The sequence below is a fragment of the Paenibacillus sp. 1A_MP2 genome (assembly GCF_052244825.1).
Taxonomy (GTDB): domain Bacteria; phylum Bacillota; class Bacilli; order Paenibacillales; family Paenibacillaceae; genus Paenibacillus; species Paenibacillus vandeheii.
Map to the genome: position 1 here is coordinate 4,924,329 of NZ_JBQQCS010000001.1, position 20,228 is coordinate 4,944,556.

General features: G+C 46.8%; 16 protein-coding genes and 2 pseudogenes. 8 read left to right on the top strand and 10 right to left on the bottom strand.

Annotated features, from left to right (window positions below; all coding sequences use genetic code 11):
- Positions 1–14 precede the first annotated feature (14 nt).
- From ACTWJ7_RS24000 to ACTWJ7_RS24015, 4 genes are all read right to left on the bottom strand, one after another.
- On the bottom strand, positions 15–893 hold the full coding sequence (locus ACTWJ7_RS24000) for a carbohydrate ABC transporter permease (RefSeq protein ID WP_301879339.1): 879 nt from the start codon (positions 891–893) through the stop codon (positions 15–17).
- Between the two features lie 137 nt (positions 894–1,030).
- A complete protein-coding gene (locus ACTWJ7_RS24005) occupies positions 1,031–2,344 on the bottom strand; it encodes an extracellular solute-binding protein (RefSeq protein WP_301879340.1) in 1,314 nt (437 codons plus the stop codon).
- A gap of 252 nt (positions 2,345–2,596) precedes the next feature.
- Positions 2,597–4,687 carry an acyltransferase family protein gene (locus tag ACTWJ7_RS24010; protein WP_301879341.1) on the bottom strand — a complete coding sequence of 697 codons (2,091 nt, stop codon included), beginning with the start codon at positions 4,685–4,687 and terminating at the stop codon, positions 2,597–2,599.
- Positions 4,688–5,199: 512 nt separating this feature from the next.
- Positions 5,200–5,760, bottom strand: a complete 561-nt coding sequence (locus ACTWJ7_RS24015) for a flavin reductase family protein (RefSeq protein WP_024629295.1) — start codon at positions 5,758–5,760, stop codon at positions 5,200–5,202.
- Positions 5,761–5,989: 229 nt separating this feature from the next.
- Here ACTWJ7_RS24015 and msrA point away from each other — a divergent pair.
- Positions 5,990–6,507: pseudogene (gene msrA, locus ACTWJ7_RS24020) on the top strand (peptide-methionine (S)-S-oxide reductase MsrA).
- Positions 6,508–6,558: 51 nt separating this feature from the next.
- Here msrA and ACTWJ7_RS24025 read toward each other — a convergent pair.
- A pseudogene (locus ACTWJ7_RS24025) lies at positions 6,559–7,227 on the bottom strand (HAD family hydrolase); the annotation flags it as partial.
- 212 nt (positions 7,228–7,439) lie between these two features.
- On the opposite strand from ACTWJ7_RS24025, the gene ACTWJ7_RS24030 reads away from it, so the two are divergent.
- The 4 genes from ACTWJ7_RS24030 (at position 7,440) to ACTWJ7_RS24045 (ending at position 11,666) form a co-directional block, all read left to right on the top strand.
- Positions 7,440–9,200, top strand: coding sequence for a DEAD/DEAH box helicase (locus ACTWJ7_RS24030; protein ID WP_301879344.1), 1,761 nt, complete (start codon positions 7,440–7,442; stop codon positions 9,198–9,200).
- A 2-nt stretch (positions 9,201–9,202) separates the two neighbouring features.
- Positions 9,203–10,432, top strand: coding sequence for a YqhG family protein (locus ACTWJ7_RS24035; protein WP_301879345.1), 1,230 nt, complete (start codon positions 9,203–9,205; stop codon positions 10,430–10,432).
- 185 nt (positions 10,433–10,617) lie between these two features.
- Positions 10,618–11,436, top strand: coding sequence for a hypothetical protein (locus tag ACTWJ7_RS24040; RefSeq protein ID WP_443145944.1), 819 nt, complete (start codon positions 10,618–10,620; stop codon positions 11,434–11,436).
- On the top strand, positions 11,433–11,666 hold the full coding sequence (locus ACTWJ7_RS24045; RefSeq protein WP_443145945.1) for a hypothetical protein: 234 nt from the start codon (positions 11,433–11,435) through the stop codon (positions 11,664–11,666). The genes ACTWJ7_RS24040 and ACTWJ7_RS24045 overlap by 4 nt, the downstream gene beginning before the upstream one ends.
- A 108-nt stretch (positions 11,667–11,774) precedes the next feature.
- On the opposite strand, the gene ACTWJ7_RS24050 is transcribed toward ACTWJ7_RS24045, so the two are convergent.
- Positions 11,775–11,990, bottom strand: a complete 216-nt coding sequence (locus ACTWJ7_RS24050; RefSeq protein ID WP_443145946.1) for a YqzE family protein — start codon at positions 11,988–11,990, stop codon at positions 11,775–11,777.
- 194 nt (positions 11,991–12,184) lie between these two features.
- Between ACTWJ7_RS24050 and ACTWJ7_RS24055 the strand changes: the two genes are divergently transcribed.
- Positions 12,185–12,811 (top strand): N-acetylmuramoyl-L-alanine amidase, encoded by a 627-nt coding sequence (locus ACTWJ7_RS24055; RefSeq protein ID WP_443145947.1) that lies wholly within the window; start codon positions 12,185–12,187, stop codon positions 12,809–12,811.
- On the top strand, positions 12,787–12,957 hold the full coding sequence (locus ACTWJ7_RS24060; RefSeq protein ID WP_443145948.1) for an N-acetylmuramoyl-L-alanine amidase family protein: 171 nt from the start codon (positions 12,787–12,789) through the stop codon (positions 12,955–12,957). The genes ACTWJ7_RS24055 and ACTWJ7_RS24060 overlap by 25 nt, the downstream gene beginning before the upstream one ends.
- Here the strand turns inward: ACTWJ7_RS24060 and ACTWJ7_RS24065 are convergent.
- Together ACTWJ7_RS24065 and ACTWJ7_RS24070 are read right to left on the bottom strand one after the other, a co-directional pair.
- A complete protein-coding gene (locus ACTWJ7_RS24065; protein ID WP_285074457.1) occupies positions 12,932–13,885 on the bottom strand; it encodes a divergent polysaccharide deacetylase family protein in 954 nt (317 codons plus the stop codon). The two genes, ACTWJ7_RS24060 and ACTWJ7_RS24065, sit on opposite strands and share 26 nt — an antisense overlap.
- A gap of 76 nt (positions 13,886–13,961) precedes the next feature.
- Positions 13,962–14,858, bottom strand: coding sequence for an AraC family transcriptional regulator (locus tag ACTWJ7_RS24070; RefSeq protein WP_301879350.1), 897 nt, complete (start codon positions 14,856–14,858; stop codon positions 13,962–13,964).
- 211 nt (positions 14,859–15,069) lie between these two features.
- On the opposite strand from ACTWJ7_RS24070, the gene ACTWJ7_RS24075 reads away from it, so the two are divergent.
- Positions 15,070–17,508 carry a glycosyl hydrolase family 95 catalytic domain-containing protein gene (locus tag ACTWJ7_RS24075; protein WP_301879351.1) on the top strand — a complete coding sequence of 813 codons (2,439 nt, stop codon included), beginning with the start codon at positions 15,070–15,072 and terminating at the stop codon, positions 17,506–17,508.
- An 81-nt stretch (positions 17,509–17,589) separates the two neighbouring features.
- Here ACTWJ7_RS24075 and ACTWJ7_RS24080 read toward each other — a convergent pair whose 3' ends face one another.
- Positions 17,590–19,194, bottom strand: coding sequence for an extracellular solute-binding protein (locus ACTWJ7_RS24080; RefSeq protein ID WP_301879352.1), 1,605 nt, complete (start codon positions 19,192–19,194; stop codon positions 17,590–17,592).
- Positions 19,195–19,327: 133 nt separating this feature from the next.
- Positions 19,328–20,218 carry a carbohydrate ABC transporter permease gene (locus ACTWJ7_RS24085; RefSeq protein ID WP_029880772.1) on the bottom strand — a complete coding sequence of 297 codons (891 nt, stop codon included), beginning with the start codon at positions 20,216–20,218 and terminating at the stop codon, positions 19,328–19,330.
- Between the last annotated feature and the right edge of the window lie 10 nt (positions 20,219–20,228).

Here is a 20,228-nt window from a genome sequence, read left to right on the forward strand (position 1 = left end):
TTCCCCCCTCTCTCCTAATTCTCTTTTTTCTTACGACTTGTCGCCCACTGGCTTGTTCCGATAAGCAGCAGGGAAATTAGCACGGTGGTGGTCGAGATAGCGCTCCCGAAGCCATAGCGATACGTTGTGAAGGTTGAATTATACATATACGTTGCCAGCAGCTCTGTCGCATGTGCCGGGCCGCCTTTGGTCATGATGTACACCAGATCGAATGATTTCAGGCTGCCCGAGATACATAGAATGATCGCCACCTGAACCGTTCCCCAGATCATGGGCAAAGAAATGGAAACCAGCTTGCGGATTCCTGAAGCACCGTCAATCTTGGCAGCGTCATGTATTTCTCCCGGAATATTTTGCAGCGCCGAGATAAAAATAATCAGGTACAAACCGACAAAACTCCAGAGCAGTGGTGGCACCAGGGAGAAAATCGCAATTTTGTCATCCGAAAGCCACTGCAGCTTCCAGCTTTCCAGACCCAATGCATCCAGCAGGAAGTTCAGTATCCCGATTTGCGGATGATAGATATATTGCCAGATCATACCGATAACTACGGTGGATAATACCATCGGCAGAAATACGGCTGAACGCAGGAAACGCTGTAACGGATTGCTTTTGTGCAAAATGACCGCCAGCATCAACGCTAACGGAATTTGCCCAAATACCGAGGCCAGAACAAAAATGACGTTGTTTTTCAAGGCCCGCCAAAATACGGAATCATGCCATATTTCCACATAGTTATCCAGTCCGATATATTTTGATTCACCGATCCCCGACCAGTTGAAGAATCCATAGTACGCTGACCATACAACCGGCACAAATACAAACAAAGCGTAAATCACTACTGCCGGAGCGAGCCCCAGCATTATAAAACGTCGACTGCGCAATGCGTTCATTTTGCTCACTTCCTTTCATCAAACCTTTGGCACAAATACAACTCTTTATATCAATGTAAAACCCCTCCCCTGGCGGGAAGGGGTTTAAATCTTACCGTAATGCATCTTAACGCTCCAAAATCAGGACAACCTATGACTTAATTTCCGACTGCATTGGCTTGGGACGCCTGAATTTTATTCGCTATATCTGCGGCTTTGCCACCCATTAATAGCTCCTGCAATCCATTATTGATAACCTCAACGGTTGCAGAACCTAGCTTGGAATCATACACCGGAGTAATTTTTACCTCCTGCATTAAGTCATAGAGCTCCACAAACAATGGATGGGCTTTGGATTTATCCAGATCAATCTTATAGCTGACCAGCGTGCTGCTATCCAGAGTTGCCTTCTGACCGTCAGGACCTGCCAAAGCGTAGAACAGCTCCATGGCCGCATCCTTTTGGGCACCGCTTAATTTTTTACTTACACCCAAGCCAGTCCCTACAACGCCAGATGTCGTTCTGGCCTCGCCTTGGCCTCCATCTACTGCTGGTAAAATTGTAATGTGTGTATTGTTCAAAATGTCTTCCGGTGCGTTGTTGACAAGGTTGGCCAATGCCCATCCACCGTTCATCACCATCGCTGCTTTTCCCTGGAAGTACAGCTGCATCATCTGTGTTTCGTCAATACTGTTGAAACCATCCTGAAATGCTTTACTGTTACCGAGTTCCTGCATTTTGTCCAGCGCCTGGATGAACTGTGGGTCTGTAAAGCTGGCCCCATCCTGGGCTGCTGCCTTTAAGAACCAGTCTGTACCGGTTTCCCGGTCAGCCAATGTACTGAAGATGGTGGATTGGGCCACCCAATTGGCTTTGTTCCCCAGTGCGATCGGTATGATTTTGTTCTCATTAAATATAGCAAAGGCCTGCTCCAACTCAGCCCATGTTTCAGGTACTTTCACGTTGTACTGCTTGAACAGTGCTTCATTGTAATAAATAAAGGATGTGGGTGCGAGATTCATCGGTACCGAGTAAATATCCCCATCGACCGTATATCCATCCAGGGCGTTCGGAATAAAGTTGTCTTTCCATTCCGGCTTCGCGTCCAGCTCGGCATTGATCGGCTGCAGCAGATCCCCCTTCACAAACTCCTTGGTCATCGCATCCGGCCACATGACGAACAGATCCGGCATTTCATTAGCCGCTGCTACCGTCCGGAGCCTTGTTTTGAGGCCATCTGTCGGCAGACCTTCATCCACCACTTCAATATCCGGGTGCGACCCACGGAAGTCTTCAATGATTTTGCGCATCGCCACCGCTTTGGCATCTTGTCCAGTCCAGTTGTGCCAGATGGTGACGGTTACTTTATCCTTGCTGTCGCTGCCTTCTGAGCTTTCCCCGCCGCCGCAACCAGCCAGAACGATGGAAAACAACGCCATTACCAACATTCCCGAAAGCCATTTTTTCAACATCTTTATAGTCCCCCTTGGCAATTTGAATACACTTATTGTAAATGGTGACGCTGTCATTTTGTAAGGTGACGATGCACGGATGAAGGGGTGAAAAATATCGGATACCTGGTGGATCATTCAATCTTTTCTTCCATATAAAAAGAGCCCTCACGATGAGAGCTCTTTGTTAAATTTGGACTCATATATCATTCATGCTTATAAATAAATGAATAGATAAGTTCTGTTTTATTTCTGTTCTGTTTTATTTCTGTTTTATTTCATACTGTCTTTCACAAGTGCTGCAAAAGCTTCCGAACCTTCCTTGGTCAGATGTACACCATCTTTTTCAAAATATTCATCGTGTCCTTCACTTGCAGTGTGCCAATCAATAAGAGATACATTGCTGTAATCGGAAGCTGCTTCGTTCAGTGCTTTATTCACCGTTCGTTCCCATGGGCGAGGAACTCGCACGGTAACCAGATAAACATGTTCTTCATCTTTCAAATAATCCAGCACTGAATTCAAACTCTTGGAATTGAATGAACCGTTCGTCCCTAGTTCCAGCACAACCTGACTGCCCATTTGGTTATTTCTCTTCAGGCCATCCAGTACATCGGCAGCCTCCCACATCTGACGGCCGATATGACCATCCACGTGAACGCCCGAAATGGTTTGTTCAAGATAAGGCTTCGCGTCCAAAATAACCGAATCCCCAATGACCGTATAATGAATCTTGCCGTCTTTGGCTGGAGGGGCTGTCTCCCCCTCCTCTGTGGACGAATCTGACGTATTGACAGGATCATCCGGTTGTTCATTACCTTTGTCTTCTGGATTCCCCGGATTGTCGATGCTGCCTTTTGATTTACCAATAGCATGGTTTGAGTCACCAGGAGTTGATCCTTTTTCCTCACCTGAACTTGCTTTCTCAGGTTCGGGTTCTTTTTCCGGCTTCGTCGTTTGCTGTTCTCCTTCACCAGGTGGATCTACAGCGTTCGCCGCTGGTTTATCGTTTTTCTGTGGCGCAGGTAGGTCGGTCCCGGAAGTGCTCACTGTCGCTGGAAGGACGTCCTGTCCTTTTTCCTCCGTTACGGAGTGTTCTCCATTCAGCGTAGCCGACATCGATACCGAATGGGAGTCAGAGTTCGCAGCAGACGTAATCATCATCTGTGACACTGTAAAAGACATCAGTAGAACGCTCATCAGCAATCCAGCGCGCTTCCACCATACGTTACGTATTCCTGTTGCATTGCGATCTCTTCCCCATAACCGGGACCAAGTATCCCGAAAACCGTTATGACGAATTGGATTCTCAATATATTTAAGTGACAAGGAGGCCAGTGCAACCGTTGCTGCAACCTGCAAAACCATTCGGACAGGATGCGCTCCACCTGTATCTACTGTTGGACTCGTTAGAATAATGACAGGATAATGCCACAAATATAATCCATAGGATCGTTCCCCGATCCAACGCAATGGCTTAGCGCCAATGATCCGTGCCAGGACGGATGAAGGATGAGCCAATACAGCTACGAGCAATGTCGTCGCTATGGCCTGAAGCACCATTCCTCCTCGATACAATGAAGGGTCGTACTCGCTGGTGTTCAGCATCATGTAAATTAACAAAGCCAGCGCAGCTAAGCCTGTCGCATCCAGAACAAGTCGATTCATGCTGGCAAGAGACGACGATAGCTTGCGACTCGGCCATACCACGGCCAGTGCAGCACCGGCCAGTAAAGCAAATGCTCTTGTGTCTGTTCCATAATAAACACGGCTCGGGTCCAGATCCGGATTATACATGATGGCCATTGCACCAGCAGACAATTCAGCTGCTACAACAATAAAGACGACCAGCCATCCCTTTCTTTTGAACAAAACGATTGCTGCCACCAGTAGAAGGGGCCATACGATATAAAACTGTTCTTCCACAGCGAGCGACCAGAAATGTCCAAAGGGTGATGGAGGGCCGAAACTTTCGAAATAGGAAACGTTATGAAAGATATACCACCAATTGCTTATGTATAATATTCCCGAGACAATGTCTCCACGCAAGGCAGCGAGTCGAGATGGATCTGTGCAGAGCAGCCAAATCATCACCCCTGCTGTCATCGTGATCATGCCGGGTAACAAGCGCCTTACTCTTCGCACCCAGAAATCTCCTAGGGATATCCGGCCATGCTCCTGCCATTGTGTCAAAAGAATGTCTGTAATCAAATAACCTGAGAGAACAAAGAAAATCCCAACACCGAGCAAACCGCCCGGAATAAAACCTAAATTCAGATGATACCCTATAACTGCAAGCACTGCGATGGCTCGTAAACCATCCAGTCCGTTCATATGCCGCTTGCTTTTCAACGATTGTGACATGCGAGCCCCTCCTTGACAATGTGAGTCGACATCATCCATGTCTGGGGCGTTCGAGAACTCCTTGTGGTTCTGGTTGTCATTAACATACGTATTGCACCTTCCATCATTCATTTACAACATAAAGAAGACGTATTACTTAACCATGATGCTTTATGAGTACGATCTCTTTATATCTTTGTCGTTATCTCCCGTTTAGCATTATACGCCCGAAAGAAACATCACAAATTACAGTAATAGTTACAATCCAGTGAAACGATGTAACCTTTCCTGCCAAGCTTATACAGCTGTAAAATCATACTCTAATTTTATTGTTAAATACAGCATTTTTCATGGAATGGCTAATATTACCTTGTCTTTTATTGCATATATGAGCAGCCCCCTGTTGGGACTGAAATAGATAAACGAACAATAGGAAAAGGCTGCCGACTTGATCAGCAGCCAATAACCATTATAAACCTATCTCTTGCCGGATTGAAAGTTTTGCTCATAATTGCATCTAGGTGCCTAGGACTCTAGAGGTAAAACGGATGAATCTTCTCTTCCGCGCCCCCATCAAGGATTCGATAAGAGGATCGTCCTATGTACATTGGAATTTGCAATTTATCCAGATTAACCATTCCATTGTCCAGGAAGTATTCGGGGTCTTGATACCGTTGTAACACTTCGCCTGCAATCCATTCATGATCTCCATACGTCGTTATATCCATCACCTTGCATTCATAAGCAAAGTAAGCTTCGGTTAGAATCGGTACATTCACTTTGATTCCTTCTTCGTATGTAATCCCGAATTTCGAGAATTTATCTGTGTCTCTTCCACTGAAGGTTCCCGCAGCCTGTATCCACTCCGAATGATGACCCGGAAGAAAATGTACTCCGAAAGCTCCACTCTGCTCAATCAACTCATAAGAGTACGTTTCCTTCCGCAGCGAAATCCCGTAAATTCCAGGAGACGATCCAATATAGGTATGCCAGCCTGAGGCCATGACATTCTGCAATCCCTTATGACGGGATGTCACTACCGCTACCATTCCGGGATATGAATAAAACAAGGGTTCATCTATCGGTTTGCGCACCTGATCACCTCTTCTTCGTTATCAATCAGCCTCAAAGCTGTGAAAGACCACTTTCTCATCCATTATTATACAATATAAGTAAAGGATGAGAAAGAATTACTTCCTTCATAACAAGTCTACAGTCAGAAAGACACAGAAATCGTTTTTTAGTACATATCGCGATGGATTGCGTTATGACTAGCATTCATAGTAATCTTGATTAAACACAACTGAGAAATGGGGATTAGCAATGATTGAAAAAGCAACGTTTGCCGGGGGATGTTTCTGGTGTATGGTAAGTCCTTTTGAAGAGCAGCCCGGCATTCACGGGATTATATCCGGATACATGGGTGGAACCGTAGAAAACCCTACATATGAGCAAGTATTGACCGGAGAAACGGGACATTTGGAAGTCGTGCAAATTTCTTTTGATCCAGCCCTTTTCCCATATGAGAAATTACTTGAACTGTACTGGCCGCAGATCGATCCAACAGATGCGACCGGACAAGGTAATGATCGCAAGAGCCAATATCGGGCTGCCATCCTGTATCATAATGAAGAGCAGCACCAATTGGCCCTCAAATCAAGAGAGGAACTGGGCAAAACAGGCCGATTCGATAAACCTGTCGTTACAGCCATTGAGGAAGCCTCCGTATTTTATCCGGCAGAAGAATATCATCAAAATTTCCATCGCAAAGATCCGAAATATTATAAAGAATCCGGATTTACTCCGGACGTGATGAAATTATCAAGAAATATTGGAGTTAAACTCTTTAAGTAATAAAGCGGCACAGGTGGCCGCTTTTTTGTGCATCCTTTTTACAGTACACCGATTAAGGCCTTCAAGTCTCTGATGTTATCAATAAGCTGATCCGCCTGAGCTAATTCGTCGGCTTGAGCAAAGTCAAAATTACATCCGATGGAGATTAAATCATTGTCCTTCGCAGCCCTAATGTCAGACAATCGATCCCCGATTACCAGCCCTTTAGTGATCTTATATTTCTCCACGATGGCACGTACGAGATCAGACTTATTCTGTGATGAAATCTGCTGTATACTGAATGTTTCGGTTACCCACTCATCCAAATGATAATAGTTTACGATGGCACTCAAGTATTCGATTTGTCCATTACTCGCTATGTATATCGGTATGCTCTTCTCTTTGCAGTATTGAAAGAACTCTTCTACGTACGGATAAAGTGCACCTTGGCCTGACTCAATATTCGCAATCAACTTCTCATGAAACCATTCATTGGCTTGTTGTCTGATTTGGTCCGAGTAGTCGGGCAATAAAGTCTCCCAAACGACGGGCAAAGGAACTCCCATAATTTCACGATACTTTTCTATCGGTGTATTCTGCTCCCATAAACCCTTTGATCTCAGATGATTAAAAGTATCATGCAAAGAAGTTTCCAATATTCGATCTGTCTGAAATAGCGTACCATCCATATCAAAAATCAATGAAAGCATGAACAGATTCCTCCCTTTATAACCAGAATCTATCTTGAGATAAACTCGTCACTCTACTTAGGTAAAGTCACTATTCATCAACATACGTGAATACCTATCATTTGACAACCCTTCCAGATTCCCTGATTAAAATCGCCCTTATTCGAAGGTTGGTTATGAACTGCCTCTCATTCGTCCATACTATGACCTACGAATAAAACGTCATCACGTATGGCAGGGGAGGAAGCACCATGAACCGGAAAAACCCGCATCATCTCAATCAACCTGCAGCAGAATTGCCCGTTCCACTTGAATTCGATCGCAGCTGGCTAACCCAATTGGAGTCCAGACTTGATAAAGGCGGCCCTTGGGGTGATTACAGACTCTTTCAACTTGGCATTCAAGCCGAAGAGACGAATCTGATTCCCAACTTTGATGAAATCCAGTGTCTGAAGCATTTACAGGGACTCACCCCTCTTCCACACCAGATGGACACTGCACGTAAAGTACTGTTTGAAATGTCAGGCCGTGCCATTCTTGCCGATGAGGTTGGACTTGGCAAAACGATAGAAGCTGGCCTGATTTTGAAAGAATATATGGTTCGTGGACTCGTATCCAAAGTTCTGATTCTCGTGCCTGCATCCCTTGTGCTGCAATGGGTCCGGGAGCTGAATTCCAAATTTGGCATCCCTGCGGTTGCACAGAAAAAGGCCTATTCCTGGCAAAATGAAATCGTGGTTGCCTCTATGGATACAGCGAAGCGTGACCCCCATAAGGATTTGCTGCTGAATACAGATTACGACATGATTATTATCGACGAGGCTCATAAGCTCAAAAATAAAAAAACGACCAACTATCAATTCATGCTGAAGTTGCGGAAAAAGTACTGCCTTTTGCTCACGGCTACGCCGGTTCAGAATGACATGAGTGAGCTGTTCAATCTCATTAACCTGCTCAAACCGGGACAGCTTGGCCGTCAGGGTGATTTTGCAGCCAATTTTGTCGTAGACAAACGTATTCCGAAAAATCAGGATCAGCTCAAGGATGAGCTGTCCAAAGTCATGATCCGTAACCGACGCGGAGAAGGACCTGTGCAGTTTACCAAACGGAACGTATCCAATGTGAATTTGCAGCTATCGGCCGAAGAACAGGCCCTTTACGATGGTGTAACCTCTTTTGTGAAAGATCAGTATCAGGAAGCGGGCGGCAACCTGAGCAGCATGCTCTCCCTGGTGACGTTGCAGCGCGAAGTGTGCAGCAGCCGGGATGCCGTGTTTGTAACCCTGGTCAATCTGTCCAAGAAACTTCCACTGGACTCTCCGCTTCGAGACAAGATTTGGGAGCTCGTTGCCCATATTAAAGCGATCAAGGAAAATACCAAAGCGGAAAAAACGATGGAACTCGTTCGTGAAATGGATGAGAAGGTTATTATTTTCACGGAATACCGTGCCACGCAGGAGTACTTGCTCAATTATTTTCGCAACAACGGCCTAACCGCTGTTCCCTACCGTGGCGGCATGAATCGGGGTAAAAAAGACTGGATGATGGACCTCTTCCGCGGCCGCGTACAAGCGATGATTGCCACCGAAGCGGGCGGTGAGGGCATCAACCTTCAATTTTGCCATCACATGATTAACTTCGACCTGCCCTGGAATCCCATGCGTGTCGAGCAGCGGATCGGTCGCGTACACCGACTGGGACAGCAGAATGATGTGAACATCTACAACCTTTCGACAACAGGCACAATCGAGGAGCATATTCTGAACCTGCTTCATGAGAAGATCAATATGTTCGAGATGGTCATTGGTGGATTGGATGTCATTCTGGAGCGGCTGGAGAAGAAGGAATCCATCGAAAAAAGTTTGTACAAAATCATGCTTGAATCACAGAATGAAGAGGATATCCGCCGTAAAATGGATTCGCTTGGACAATCGCTGAATTCCATTCAGCGTGAAGTCGCAGATGAGGCACCAGTCGTATCGGGGCTTGACCTTCGCAAAGGAGGCCTCTGATCATGACCATGACACCCCATGAAGTGCAGGCGTATGTGCTCACTTACCTGGAAACACTAGATTGTCAGATTATGGAGCGCTCCCCTGCCCACGTTACGGTAAAGCTTTCACCTGAAGCCGACAAGGCGTTAACCAACCGTCCGTATTATTGGGGATTTGTGGAGCGAACCGGAGCACCTGCGGAGACGATGTCTTTTACCTTTGTCTTTGATCCGGATGCCTATCAACAGGCACTGGAAGCTGAGGAAGCAAAAGCTGCACAGTTAGCTCCTCCACCCCCACCAGGTGCCGGTCCCGGTAGCCCCGAGGCTCCCAAAGAGACTATTCTAGGTCGGTACTTCGGTATTGTCCCTTCTCTGCCTCAGCTGGGACCCGGACGGATTTTAAAAGAAGATGTTGTATACGGCAGCCGCAGGTTGCAACAAATCTTCAATGCAGCGCGTGAAGGCGGCGCATTTGTCAACCTGTTCGAACAGGCTGCAAAACGCCAATTGCGCGCTACCGCACCAGCAGTATATGAGCCATGGCTTGGTGTGTGTTTTAAAGTGGAATTTGCCTGTGATTTAAAAAAGGAGGAACTTCATTTTATCGGCATCTCCCTCAGAACAGGGGAAATTGTTGAGAAGTTCGGCTCGAAGCTGAACAGGCGTGACCTCAGCCCAAGACTGGCTGAGAACATGCATGTACAGACCGCCAAAATATCGCTAGCCGATGCCGGAGCAGCTCTGGAATCCCATTTGACAAACCGCTTGCTCGAACTTGACTATAGCTGGGCTGAGAAAGCCAAAGAAAGGCTTGATCTGGAACTGGCTGTCGTGGATACGTACTATGAAGCAGTCCTTAGAGAGGACACCCCCGAGGTCGACGTAGATGTGACCTCCGCCTCCAGTACAGACGGGAGTTCAACTATTCAGGCTCAAGAGGGGACGGGGCCTTCGGTCCATATCCAAACTTCTCGCTCCGGCCCTTCTCGTATCCAGAATGTACATTTACAGCCCATGGGATCAACTGGTGTAACGGTAACGGCCGGATTGGATGTCGAACTGGCGGCTGAAGCTGAGGCTCAGACAGAACCAGAAACAGACCCGGAACAGGATAAAGCCCGACAAGCGGTGTTAGACCGTGAAGCTATGAAGCTGCAATACGAAACGCGCCGTACCGAGATGATCTGGCAATATGAGCCTAAAGTGAAGGTGACCGCCATTAGCAGCGGCATGTTTCATTTAAGATAGACGACGAAGACACTACTTTTCCCGCAAATGACGGCAAAAGTAGTGTTTATTCATGATGGGCAGCCCGACAGGTTGCAGCAACCTTTGCACAGCTTGTCCTCTAGAATGAAACTAGAACCGATCATGCAACAGGATGTTAAGTCCTTTTTGTCATGATATGTACCCTAGAAAAGTAGGTGTTTAGCATGAAACGACCCTTCCACCCTGTGTGGAACGTATTGCGACGAATTACAGGCATTGCTGTGTGCCTTCTATGTGTAATGATCCTGCTCCCCTTATTGCAAGCCGAAGGTGCTGGAATTCAAAATGCGTCTAGATCGCTTCAACCCTTTACATCTGCCATAAGTACGGCTGAGCTTCATTCCGACACGTTGGCCCCTGATGCAGTACAACAGTTTGCACGCAAGCAAGCCACCGTCCTTGCTACTGAACATGCAGGAAACCGTTGGGATCACGCTCAATTGGATTTTTACCCCCTCGGGCCAGGGACGCGCAGCTGGCTTGTATACGCTAATGTTGAAGGTTCACCCGTAGGTTATATGATTATCTCAGCGAACGACCAGGGGAATTTGCAGCTTAGCGAGTATGGTCAGGGAGAACAACGTCCGTACGACATTTCCTTGTTAGATCAAGCCCTGGATAGACAGCAATTGGACTTAAAGGAGCTAATTACTGGCGGTGGAGCGCTTCAACTGCGTTATGCTTTTCCCTTGCTGGCCTATTGGAAAGTCGAAAGACCTGATCAGGATGCAATCTACATTGACGCGACCAACGGTGATACCCTTCCAACCGGTGTTCTGAATGTACTGGATACGGACTCACAGCAGTTTGCGAAACGATTGAAGTCCATAAGACCAATATCTGGACAAACTGTCGTTATGACACCCGATGATACATCTAAAGTCGCCTCAACATCTGTTGACTCCATGGACCTGCAACCGCTGTTTGATCCGCGGACAATCTGTTATGGATCACATCCAATGCTGTTTCAATCACCGGAGTGAAAACATTAAATCAGCAATGGAAGGAACATAAAAAGATCGTTTTCTCTGCGGATCAACAAAATGTCCTATATGGCGGGCCTCTGCCCGTCAGTGGTTATCAGATCTGGCGTAACGACCGTGGCACAGTTCAAAATCAGTATGTAGCTATTGGCGGTAAGACTTCGGTAAGACGATTTGTACCTCTTCAGACCTTACTGCGGGACGGAAATTTCTATGCCGTGAAACCATGAATAATTCATATAACAAATAAGACGCCTTCCTCTGGTTCTTCATAGGAATGCGTCTTTTTCTGTGGGGAGAAGCTAAGCTACTACCTGCGTTAGTTCTTGATTTACCCTTTACCGGAGGAGCTTCGTTTCTGCATGTCCCCCTGCGAATGCATCGTTTTTTCCTTTCCCTACCCACAGGGATACAGCAAAAGGAATCATTCCAAACCACTTCATGGTCCACGGTTCTTTGGCTTTGGTGCGTGCTTTACGTTCATCCTTCGGTGTGTCGATATAATGAACGACTCTTTGCGTGATGTATTTCACCAGCTCATCACTTTTGGCCATAACCATTGCCTCCTTTAGCTCCGGCATAGCCGGGGCTTATGTTACCTCTATTGTGTGCAGAACCGATCATCGATAAACATTTTTTTTGCTGGGAGGAGTATGAAAAACAGAAGAATGCACAGTCTAATGCCAAAGGTATCCATCCACTACTTCATGGCATAAGATGCCTATTTCAAAAAGGAGCGTGTATTCTCATGTATAAGCTGCTGGCCGCATTGATGGCATTGCTAATCAGCATCAGTTGCATTCCCGTGAACTCCCACGCCGGCGCGGCGAAAGTCACACCAACCCATCTGCCTACTTTATATTCACAACGATCACCCATAAGCCCATCCATGCTGCCGGTAACCGATGGAGATGCCTATCATTCCACTCATCATGCGTTTGCAGCACCTGTAATCCTTCTGGACGTCGGTCACGGCGGCATTGATGGTGGAACAACAGACCACGGAGTACTGGAAAAAGACATCAACCTGGCCATTAGCCAAAGGGTGTATCTCCTGCTTCGCAGCAAGGGTTATGCGGTCATCATCAACCGACTTGGAGATTATGCGCTGAGTGACGAAAATCGCTGGTTAAACAGTCGCTCACGCCATCGCAAGGATTTGGCACAACGCAAAAGCCTTAGCGAAGAGGTCAGCACCGACATCGTCGTCAGTATCCATGCCAATTGGAGTCCCAGATCGTCTACACGAGGCCCGGTTGTTTTGTATCAGAATGAAGGACGCAGCTACATGCTGGCAAGCTCCATTCAGAATGAACTTAATCAATTGTACGAGACACAACGCGATGTCGTATGGGCAAGCCCTTTTACCTGTTAAATCATGTGAAGCAACCCGCTGTAATTGTTGAAACCGGATTTCTGAGCAATGCACGCGATCGCGCGATGATCAGTGATCCTAAACAACAGAAACGGATCGCACAGTCCATCGCAAATGGCATTATTTATTATCTGTCGGCAGTTTAGGCTCGGCTTGCCAATGCCAAACATCACGAACCAGATCGCTAATGCCGACGAACTCAATCTGACCTTTGAGTCGGGAGACGGATTCATGGACTACAGCAGAGGTATTTAATCCGGTATGGCCAACATGGCCGATCACGACACACACATCCTTGTCCATGGCACGCTTGGCCGCCAGATCCATTTGCTTGCGTATATGTTGTTTGGAATTATGGTCATCCAAAAAAATATCGTTGCCGATAGGTGGCATATTTTTGGTGATGGCCAATTCCCCAACTACGGAGCGGAAATTGGTACGACTATCCACAAAAAACAGCCCTCGCTCTCGACATACATCCAATACAATGGACATGATGCGTTTGTCAGACGTAATTTTGGAACCCATATGATTGTTCATGCCGATGGCATATGGAACCTCATCAATGGCCTTCTCCACTCGATCACGTACTTCTTCATCCGTCAGATTCGAAGTGATCGCACCTGGACCTAGCCATTCTGGTCGTCCCTTATTCGGCTCCATGGGCATGTGAACAATGACATCCATTCCTTTTTCATGCGCCGCAATCGCATCTTTCTTTGTCGTTTGCAGGAATGGCATCACGGCCAACGTCAACTTCACCGGCGTTGCCAAAATTTCAGAAGTACCTTTCATGTCATTTCCCGCATCATCAATAATGATCGCCATTCGTTTATGCTGGGTTGGTTTTGCTGGAGTTTCTGATGATGTATAACCTGAAGTTGAATTCCCAGGTACTTGCATTGAAGATTGCTCCGTTATCACTTGCTCTGGTGCCTGTCCTGAACGAAGCTGTGATTCCGCACTGCTGGCAGAAAGGCCCGTACCATAAACCATTAATATCGTACCTGTCAACACCACTGACAATTTAAATTTCCAGGTGCAGGACCACCCTTTTCGTTCGGCCTTATTCATCCATCGTTCCCTCCTTTGTTCTGTCCCATCATTATTTGAACAATGAAGGGGGAATATGTAGACAAAAAAAGCCTGTTCATTCCAATGGAGCACCTAAGGCCACAGTCTTGGACTGCTGTAAGCGATATTGGCGCGGGGCCTGACCTGTCAGTTGATGAAAGAGTCTGGAGAAATAATGAACGGAGCTAAAATGATATTTTTCTGCGATCTGTGTGATACTTAGTGTCGTATGTTGCAGATCATGCTTCGCCCGTCCAATACGAAAGTGATTCATATACTGAATGGGAGAGTATCCGGTAGATTTTCGAAACAACTCGAAAAAATGTCCTCGGCTCATATTGAGGCTTTTGTAATAAATCTCCAGTGGCTTGGGTGCTCCGTGAAGTAAGTCCTGTTCCATCATTTTAAGTATATGACCTATCCGATGATCTGGAATTAAATCGTCCTTCCGCATGCAGCAGTTCAGAAAATAGTCAATAAACGTCTGAAAATTACGCTGAATCATCAAGCTGCGCATAAAGGTTTGCTCGTTGGTGAATGACCCGCTGTTATAAAAATCCTGGAACAGATCCTGCCAAATCCGCAGCGACTCCACCTTTGAATTTTTCCTAAGCGTATAAGGGAAGCCCGGGCCAACAAAGGCTTGATGCAACTCCTGCGGCGGATAACAGATCGGACAGGCTGTATCAAACACAGCTTTGCGCTCCACATAGTGCCAATCAAAATAACAGCACAGGTGTATCATAGGATTCTCCGCATCAGCAACCCATTCATGCAGCTGCCCCGCTGGAATATAGACCAAGGAACCCGGACCAAGCTTGCTGCTGTGACCATTTGTACTTAATACCCCATATCCTTCGTTAATCAAGTAAATGGAGCTGGTATAGCAAATTCGCTGAGAACTCGACTGTCCTTTCACAAAAGAGTATCGTGTCGCCAAATATACATAGGGATGCAAGGATGCAAAATCCATGGGAAGTTTCCTTTCCGACTCCGTTTCTCTTGAGGTTAACCTTTCATCTTCATGACCGAAAGGTACAATTCGGCACTAGAGGTACATATCAGCAGTACACCAATTGACCTGACTATCGTGCAAATCATGGACGTCTTGCTAAATACAGCAAACTGCTGTTCAGATACAGTAAAAACTGTACATCGCATGACTTTCATGAGGAGGACGACTTGTGCCAAAGAATGATATGCAAACACAGACAAAACACGAGGTAAATAAGAATAGCGGATATGAGCGGGCCAAGCTGCATCCGATTGCTTTCACGGGTCCTGCACCGGATTTCTTCGAAGGTGCACTGCTCGGCAACGGAGGATTGGGCATCGTGGTAACAACTCGACCTGACGCCATGATGCTCCATTTTGGACACAACAATGTTTGGGATATTCGTCTCGCCGAAGAACACCGTGACGAGCTGATGACTTTCCAAGAGGTCTATGACAGATTTACTGCTCTTCCAGCCGACTTGCAACGATTGACGGATCATCCTTGGTACAAACAATATTGTGAGCTTGCCGGGCAAAATTACAGTAAAGCTTATCCCAAGCCTATGCCCTGCGGATCGCTTTTACTGCGCTATGATCGACGAAAGGCTGAAATCATTGGCCATACCATTGATATTGCCAATGGCCTTTGTACCGTTGATTTCCTATTAGACGGCAAACCTGTCGTATTCGAGCTCTTTGTAGAAGCAGAGCGCGACCGGATCTGGATGAACGTGTATGATGCCGATACGGGCGCTTTGGCTGCCTTATTCAATGAGGTTAAGCTGATTCCTGATCCCGAAACACCGTCAGAATTCCCTCAAGCAGCAGTTATAACTGATAAAGATACGAACACACAGTCATTTACGCAAATTTTACCGCATGTGGAGCATCCATCTGCACCTTATGTAACTCAGGTAAAAGATAAGGCTTTCCGGCTCGCTGTAACCGTATCTGGATTATCCAAGATTGAAGAACAGCCCTTCCGCAAGCCAGTTTCAGAAGCCATTCTCTCTCCTTCCGGAGTACATGAGCACGGCTTTCTGGCCTGCGCAGAGCTATGGGAAGGTCTTTATAATGAAATCGATGATGAAGCCCTTCCGCCAGATTTATCCTCTCATATTCAAGCTAAGGAAGAATCGACTGCAATGTGGCAGGATTATTGGAGCCGCTCCTCCGTCGCACTGGAAGATGAATTTTTGGAGCGGATCTGGTACCACAATCTGTACTTTTTCAACTGTGCAGTGAAAGAGGGCGTGACCTGTCCTGGCCTTTTCGCCAACTGGAGCTATCGAACCATCGGCGCAGACTGGCATGGGGATTACCACATGAATTACAACACCCAGCAGCCATTCTGGCTCGCATTCTCCAGCAACCATCTCGACAAACATCTTCCTTACGTGGATATGGTTGATCATGTACTCCCTGTCAGCCGAGCGTGGGCACGGGATTATTACGGACTGAGCGGAGCTTATTTCCCACACTCAGCCTATCCTGTTGAGATGTCCATGATGCCCTACCCTGTCCCGCACTGGGGATGGGAAATCTGTGAGACGCCTTGGACCGTACAAAGTCTATGGTGGCACTATCTTTATTCCATGGACGAGACGTTCCTACGTGAGCGTGCATTTCAACCCATGAAAGAAGCCGTGCTGTTCATGGTCGATTACATGAAACGCCCAGAAGCACAGGGGGAACGCTGGGGAGATGACAATTATCACATTTTTCCGACGGTGGTACCGGAGCTGTATGAGATTGCACCCGGTTTTGGCAAGAACAAAGATGGCCTGATTGACCTGACACTGACACGGTTTCTATTCAATGCGTTCACCCAGGCGTGCGGTATTCTTGAAAGGGTAGAAACCGAGAAGAAGCTTCTGGAAAATGTAAAGGAGATTTTGTCCCATTTCCCTTCTTATCCCACAGCCAGATCCGGCAAGGGTCCAGTCTTTGTGTCGGTTGAGGGCGAGGATCCTGACGTGGTGTATAACGTCCCGATTCCGATTACGACCGTATTTCCGGGCGAAGACCACGGGCTTCATTCACCAGAGGAGGAATACCAGACCGCAGTAAACTCCTACCTTAACCACCGCAACGAAGGTGGGAATGAACTGGTATTCTATCATCTTGCCGGAGCCCGGCTTGGTGTGTTGGATTTGGAACGCTTTAAGCGTCAAATCCAGTATTGTCTGCTGCCAAACGGAACTTGCACAGACCGGGTACTGATGAGCGGTGGTCGCTATGCTGACACGGACAACTTCGATTTCATGTCCCGCATGGGCATCTGGTTCGAAAATTTCGCCCTGCCTGCTGTAATTAATGAATGCCTTCTTCAAAGCTATAATGGAAACCTGCGCTTCTTCCCTAACTGGCCGAACGAACAGAGGGCAGAGTTCCACACCCTCCGTGCCGTGGGTGGATTCCTCGTCAGTGCAGCTTTCGTGGATGGAGAAACCGATTGGATTGAAATTGAGAGCGAAGCAGGCAGCTCCCTTTCCTTCTATATCCCTTGGACAGAAGGGGCAATGTGCACTCTTTCATCCGGCGAGCAATATATGTTGTCTGGTCCAATTGGCAAGATCACAACAGTAACAGGAGATATTATCACTATTGTTAAAGCGAAGGTGTAGTGCATCGTGTAGAATGCGGTCAACAAGAAGAAGCGCCCCGGATCATCCCAGGACGCTTCTTTTTCCAAAATTACTCTTCAATTATTTAGAATTCCACAGCTCCATACGCTGAGCATATTTCTCGTTAATAATATCTTCCACTTTATCATCGCCGGCCTTTTTCATATCCTCCAGCATCTTGTCAAATACTGAATTGGCTTCAGCTTCACTTGGGGCAATAATGGCTCTTGTAATGCTCTGATCCATAATATCCTTCACCTTCTGGGCCGTCAGTGCTTGAGGTGTTCCCCCATCCGGATTCAGGTTATCATACTGTGCTGTATCCCATACGGAATCGCCGAGACTCTTGAGGGCCAGTTCATCCACTTCACTACGCTGGAATTTAACCGCCATGTCATACGGCTGTCCATTCGGATCCAGACCATTTTTGATAAACCATAACCATTTACGAACACCGCTTTTCTTCACCGTGTCATCCCAGTTATCCTTGAAGCTTTGCAGGAATGCAGGGTCTGGTTGTCGCTTACCATCCACCATCGTATATTGCTCGCCTTCCTTACCCCACAGCAGCAAATGCTGTCCTTCATCACTCGCCAGATAATTAAACAGCTTTATGGTTTCTTCCGGGTGTTTGTTGTTTTTGGTAATAGCAATGGCATCCCATCCAAGCGAGCTTCTTGGGCCAAATGTCGTTTGAGCCGGATCTACGCCCGGAGCAACAACCTTGTATGCAAACAACTGATTCTTTTCCCCGCCGTCCTTCTTCAGGGCCGCATTACCGTTACCTGGGTCCCAATAAGCACCTGGTGTAGCGAACACCGCACCAGTCGTCAGCTTTTGAATCCAGGTCTGCGTTTTGCTAATAGCAAATTCCTTCTCAATCAGACCTTCTCTATATAAGCGATTGATATATAACAGCATCTCACGATATTTGGGGTCCTTGACATCATATTGCAGACGTCCGTTGTTATCATAATACGTTTTTAAGCCCCACATGCCTTTGAAAGTTCCGAGATTCGCACCCATGTTCTCACCGTTCATGGTCATGGGGATGGACTCTTTGCCATCAATCGTTTTGTATTTTTCTTTAAAATTTTTCAGTAGAGCTTCAAACTCATCCGTTGTGAGTGGCTTCGAACCATCTGCCTGGTCTGGAAGAAACTCTTCCAGCAGGTTTTGTCTCATCAGCATACCGAAGACCGGATCACTGTCGAGTCCATACCAGTTTGCCAGATAGTAGTTCTTGCCGTCTGTATAACGTGTTTTGGTCAAGGTTTCGCCGTACATTTCTTTCAGATCAGAACCATACTTTTCAATTAACTCATCCAGTGGAATGAATGCGCCGCTTGAAATGTACTTATCGAGGGAAGCATCTCCCCGGCTCATGACCACCACATCCGGATAGTCACCACTGGCGAGCATCAGGCTCAGTTTTTCCGTTGGATTACCCGTTGGTTGTTGGATGGAAATCTCTATGCCCGTCTTTTTGGTAATTTCCTGGGCAACCGCATCCGTAAAAGGTTCTCCTTTGGTATTGCCGTCAAACCAGGTTAGCGTAATCGGCCCTTGATCACCATCTTTACCCGCTGTATTGTTCTCCCCGTCATTGGATGAGCAGCCCGCCAGCAAACCAACGACTAATGCAGCTGTAATTCCCATAGTCATCCATTTTTTTGTCTTTGTCATTGACACCCTAATTCCTCCCAATGAATAAATTCCTGTAGTGCTAGATTGAGCATTTCCAAAACGATCTCTGCCCACCCCCTTTCAGAGAGAGGCCACCGGACAAGCCTTCCCTGCAACCGGATTATGGAATAGATTAACTCTTCACCGCTCCCAAAGTCATGCCTTTAACAAAGTATTTTTGCAGGAACGGGTACACCATAACGATTGGTAAGGTGGCTACCATGGTAGCAGCCATTCGAATGGTATCGCTGGAAACCGCATTTCGTTTGGCCGAGTTGGCCAGCATTTGCGTTTGTGAGATCATGCCACCAGTCTGAAATTGGTTCAATATTTTGACGAGCACGGCTTGCAGGGTCTTCAGATCCGAGCTGTAGGTAAACGCATAGGAATCAAACCAGGCATTCCAATGCCCAATTGCTTGAAAAAGGCCCACCGTTGCAAGTACAGGTGTTGTCAGCGGCATCACAATCCGGAAGAAAATGGTCAGATCGTTAGCGCCATCCACCCTCGCCGATTCTTCAATCTCATGGGGCAGCTGCTCCATAAAGGTACGGACAATAATCATATAGAAGACATTCATCAAACTTGGCAAAATAAATACCGAGAATGTATCTATCATATTCAGTGCCTTAAGCACCATGTAGAACGGAATGAGTCCACCACTGAAATACATGGTAAAGATAAAGTACAGGTTCCAGCCTTTACGACCAATCAGATTCCGCCGACTTAGCGGATATGCAAGCATCGTAATGACGAGAACCGACAGCGGTGCGCCAATCAGCGTTCGTTTGACGGTTACCCACAGCCCGTTTAAGATCTCACTATCTTTTAAAATCTGCTGATAGCTGTCCAAGGTCAAATCCCTGGGCCACAGGTATACACCGCCCCGTACCGTATCCTCCGCGCTGTTCAATGAAAGAACGAGTATATTCCAAAACGGAAGAAATGTAACCAGTAATACGAGAATAAGAATGAAATACACAATGATTTTGAAAATACGATCCCCGAATCTGTTCAGTATCATCACAAGCGCT

Excerpts from the sequence above, each read along its gene's own strand:
- ACTWJ7_RS24000 (WP_301879339.1), bottom strand. The coding sequence starts at position 893 with ATGAACGCATTGCGCAGTCGACGTTTTATAATGCTGGGGCTCGCTCCG.
- ACTWJ7_RS24005 (WP_301879340.1), bottom strand. The coding sequence starts at position 2,344 with ATGTTGAAAAAATGGCTTTCGGGAATGTTGGTAATGGCGTTGTTTTCC.
- ACTWJ7_RS24010 (WP_301879341.1), bottom strand. The coding sequence starts at position 4,687 with ATGTCACAATCGTTGAAAAGCAAGCGGCATATGAACGGACTGGATGGT.
- ACTWJ7_RS24030 (WP_301879344.1), top strand. The coding sequence starts at position 7,440 with ATGAACCGGAAAAACCCGCATCATCTCAATCAACCTGCAGCAGAATTG.
- ACTWJ7_RS24035 (WP_301879345.1), top strand. The coding sequence starts at position 9,203 with ATGACCATGACACCCCATGAAGTGCAGGCGTATGTGCTCACTTACCTG.
- ACTWJ7_RS24040 (WP_443145944.1), top strand. The coding sequence starts at position 10,618 with ATGAAACGACCCTTCCACCCTGTGTGGAACGTATTGCGACGAATTACA.
- ACTWJ7_RS24050 (WP_443145946.1), bottom strand. The coding sequence starts at position 11,990 with ATGGCCAAAAGTGATGAGCTGGTGAAATACATCACGCAAAGAGTCGTT.
- ACTWJ7_RS24055 (WP_443145947.1), top strand. The coding sequence starts at position 12,185 with ATGTATAAGCTGCTGGCCGCATTGATGGCATTGCTAATCAGCATCAGT.
- ACTWJ7_RS24060 (WP_443145948.1), top strand. The coding sequence starts at position 12,787 with ATGGGCAAGCCCTTTTACCTGTTAAATCATGTGAAGCAACCCGCTGTA.
- ACTWJ7_RS24065 (WP_285074457.1), bottom strand. The coding sequence starts at position 13,885 with ATGAATAAGGCCGAACGAAAAGGGTGGTCCTGCACCTGGAAATTTAAA.
- ACTWJ7_RS24070 (WP_301879350.1), bottom strand. The coding sequence starts at position 14,858 with ATGGATTTTGCATCCTTGCATCCCTATGTATATTTGGCGACACGATAC.
- ACTWJ7_RS24080 (WP_301879352.1), bottom strand. The coding sequence starts at position 19,194 with ATGACAAAGACAAAAAAATGGATGACTATGGGAATTACAGCTGCATTA.
- ACTWJ7_RS24085 (WP_029880772.1), bottom strand. The coding sequence starts at position 20,218 with ATGATACTGAACAGATTCGGGGATCGTATTTTCAAAATCATTGTGTAT.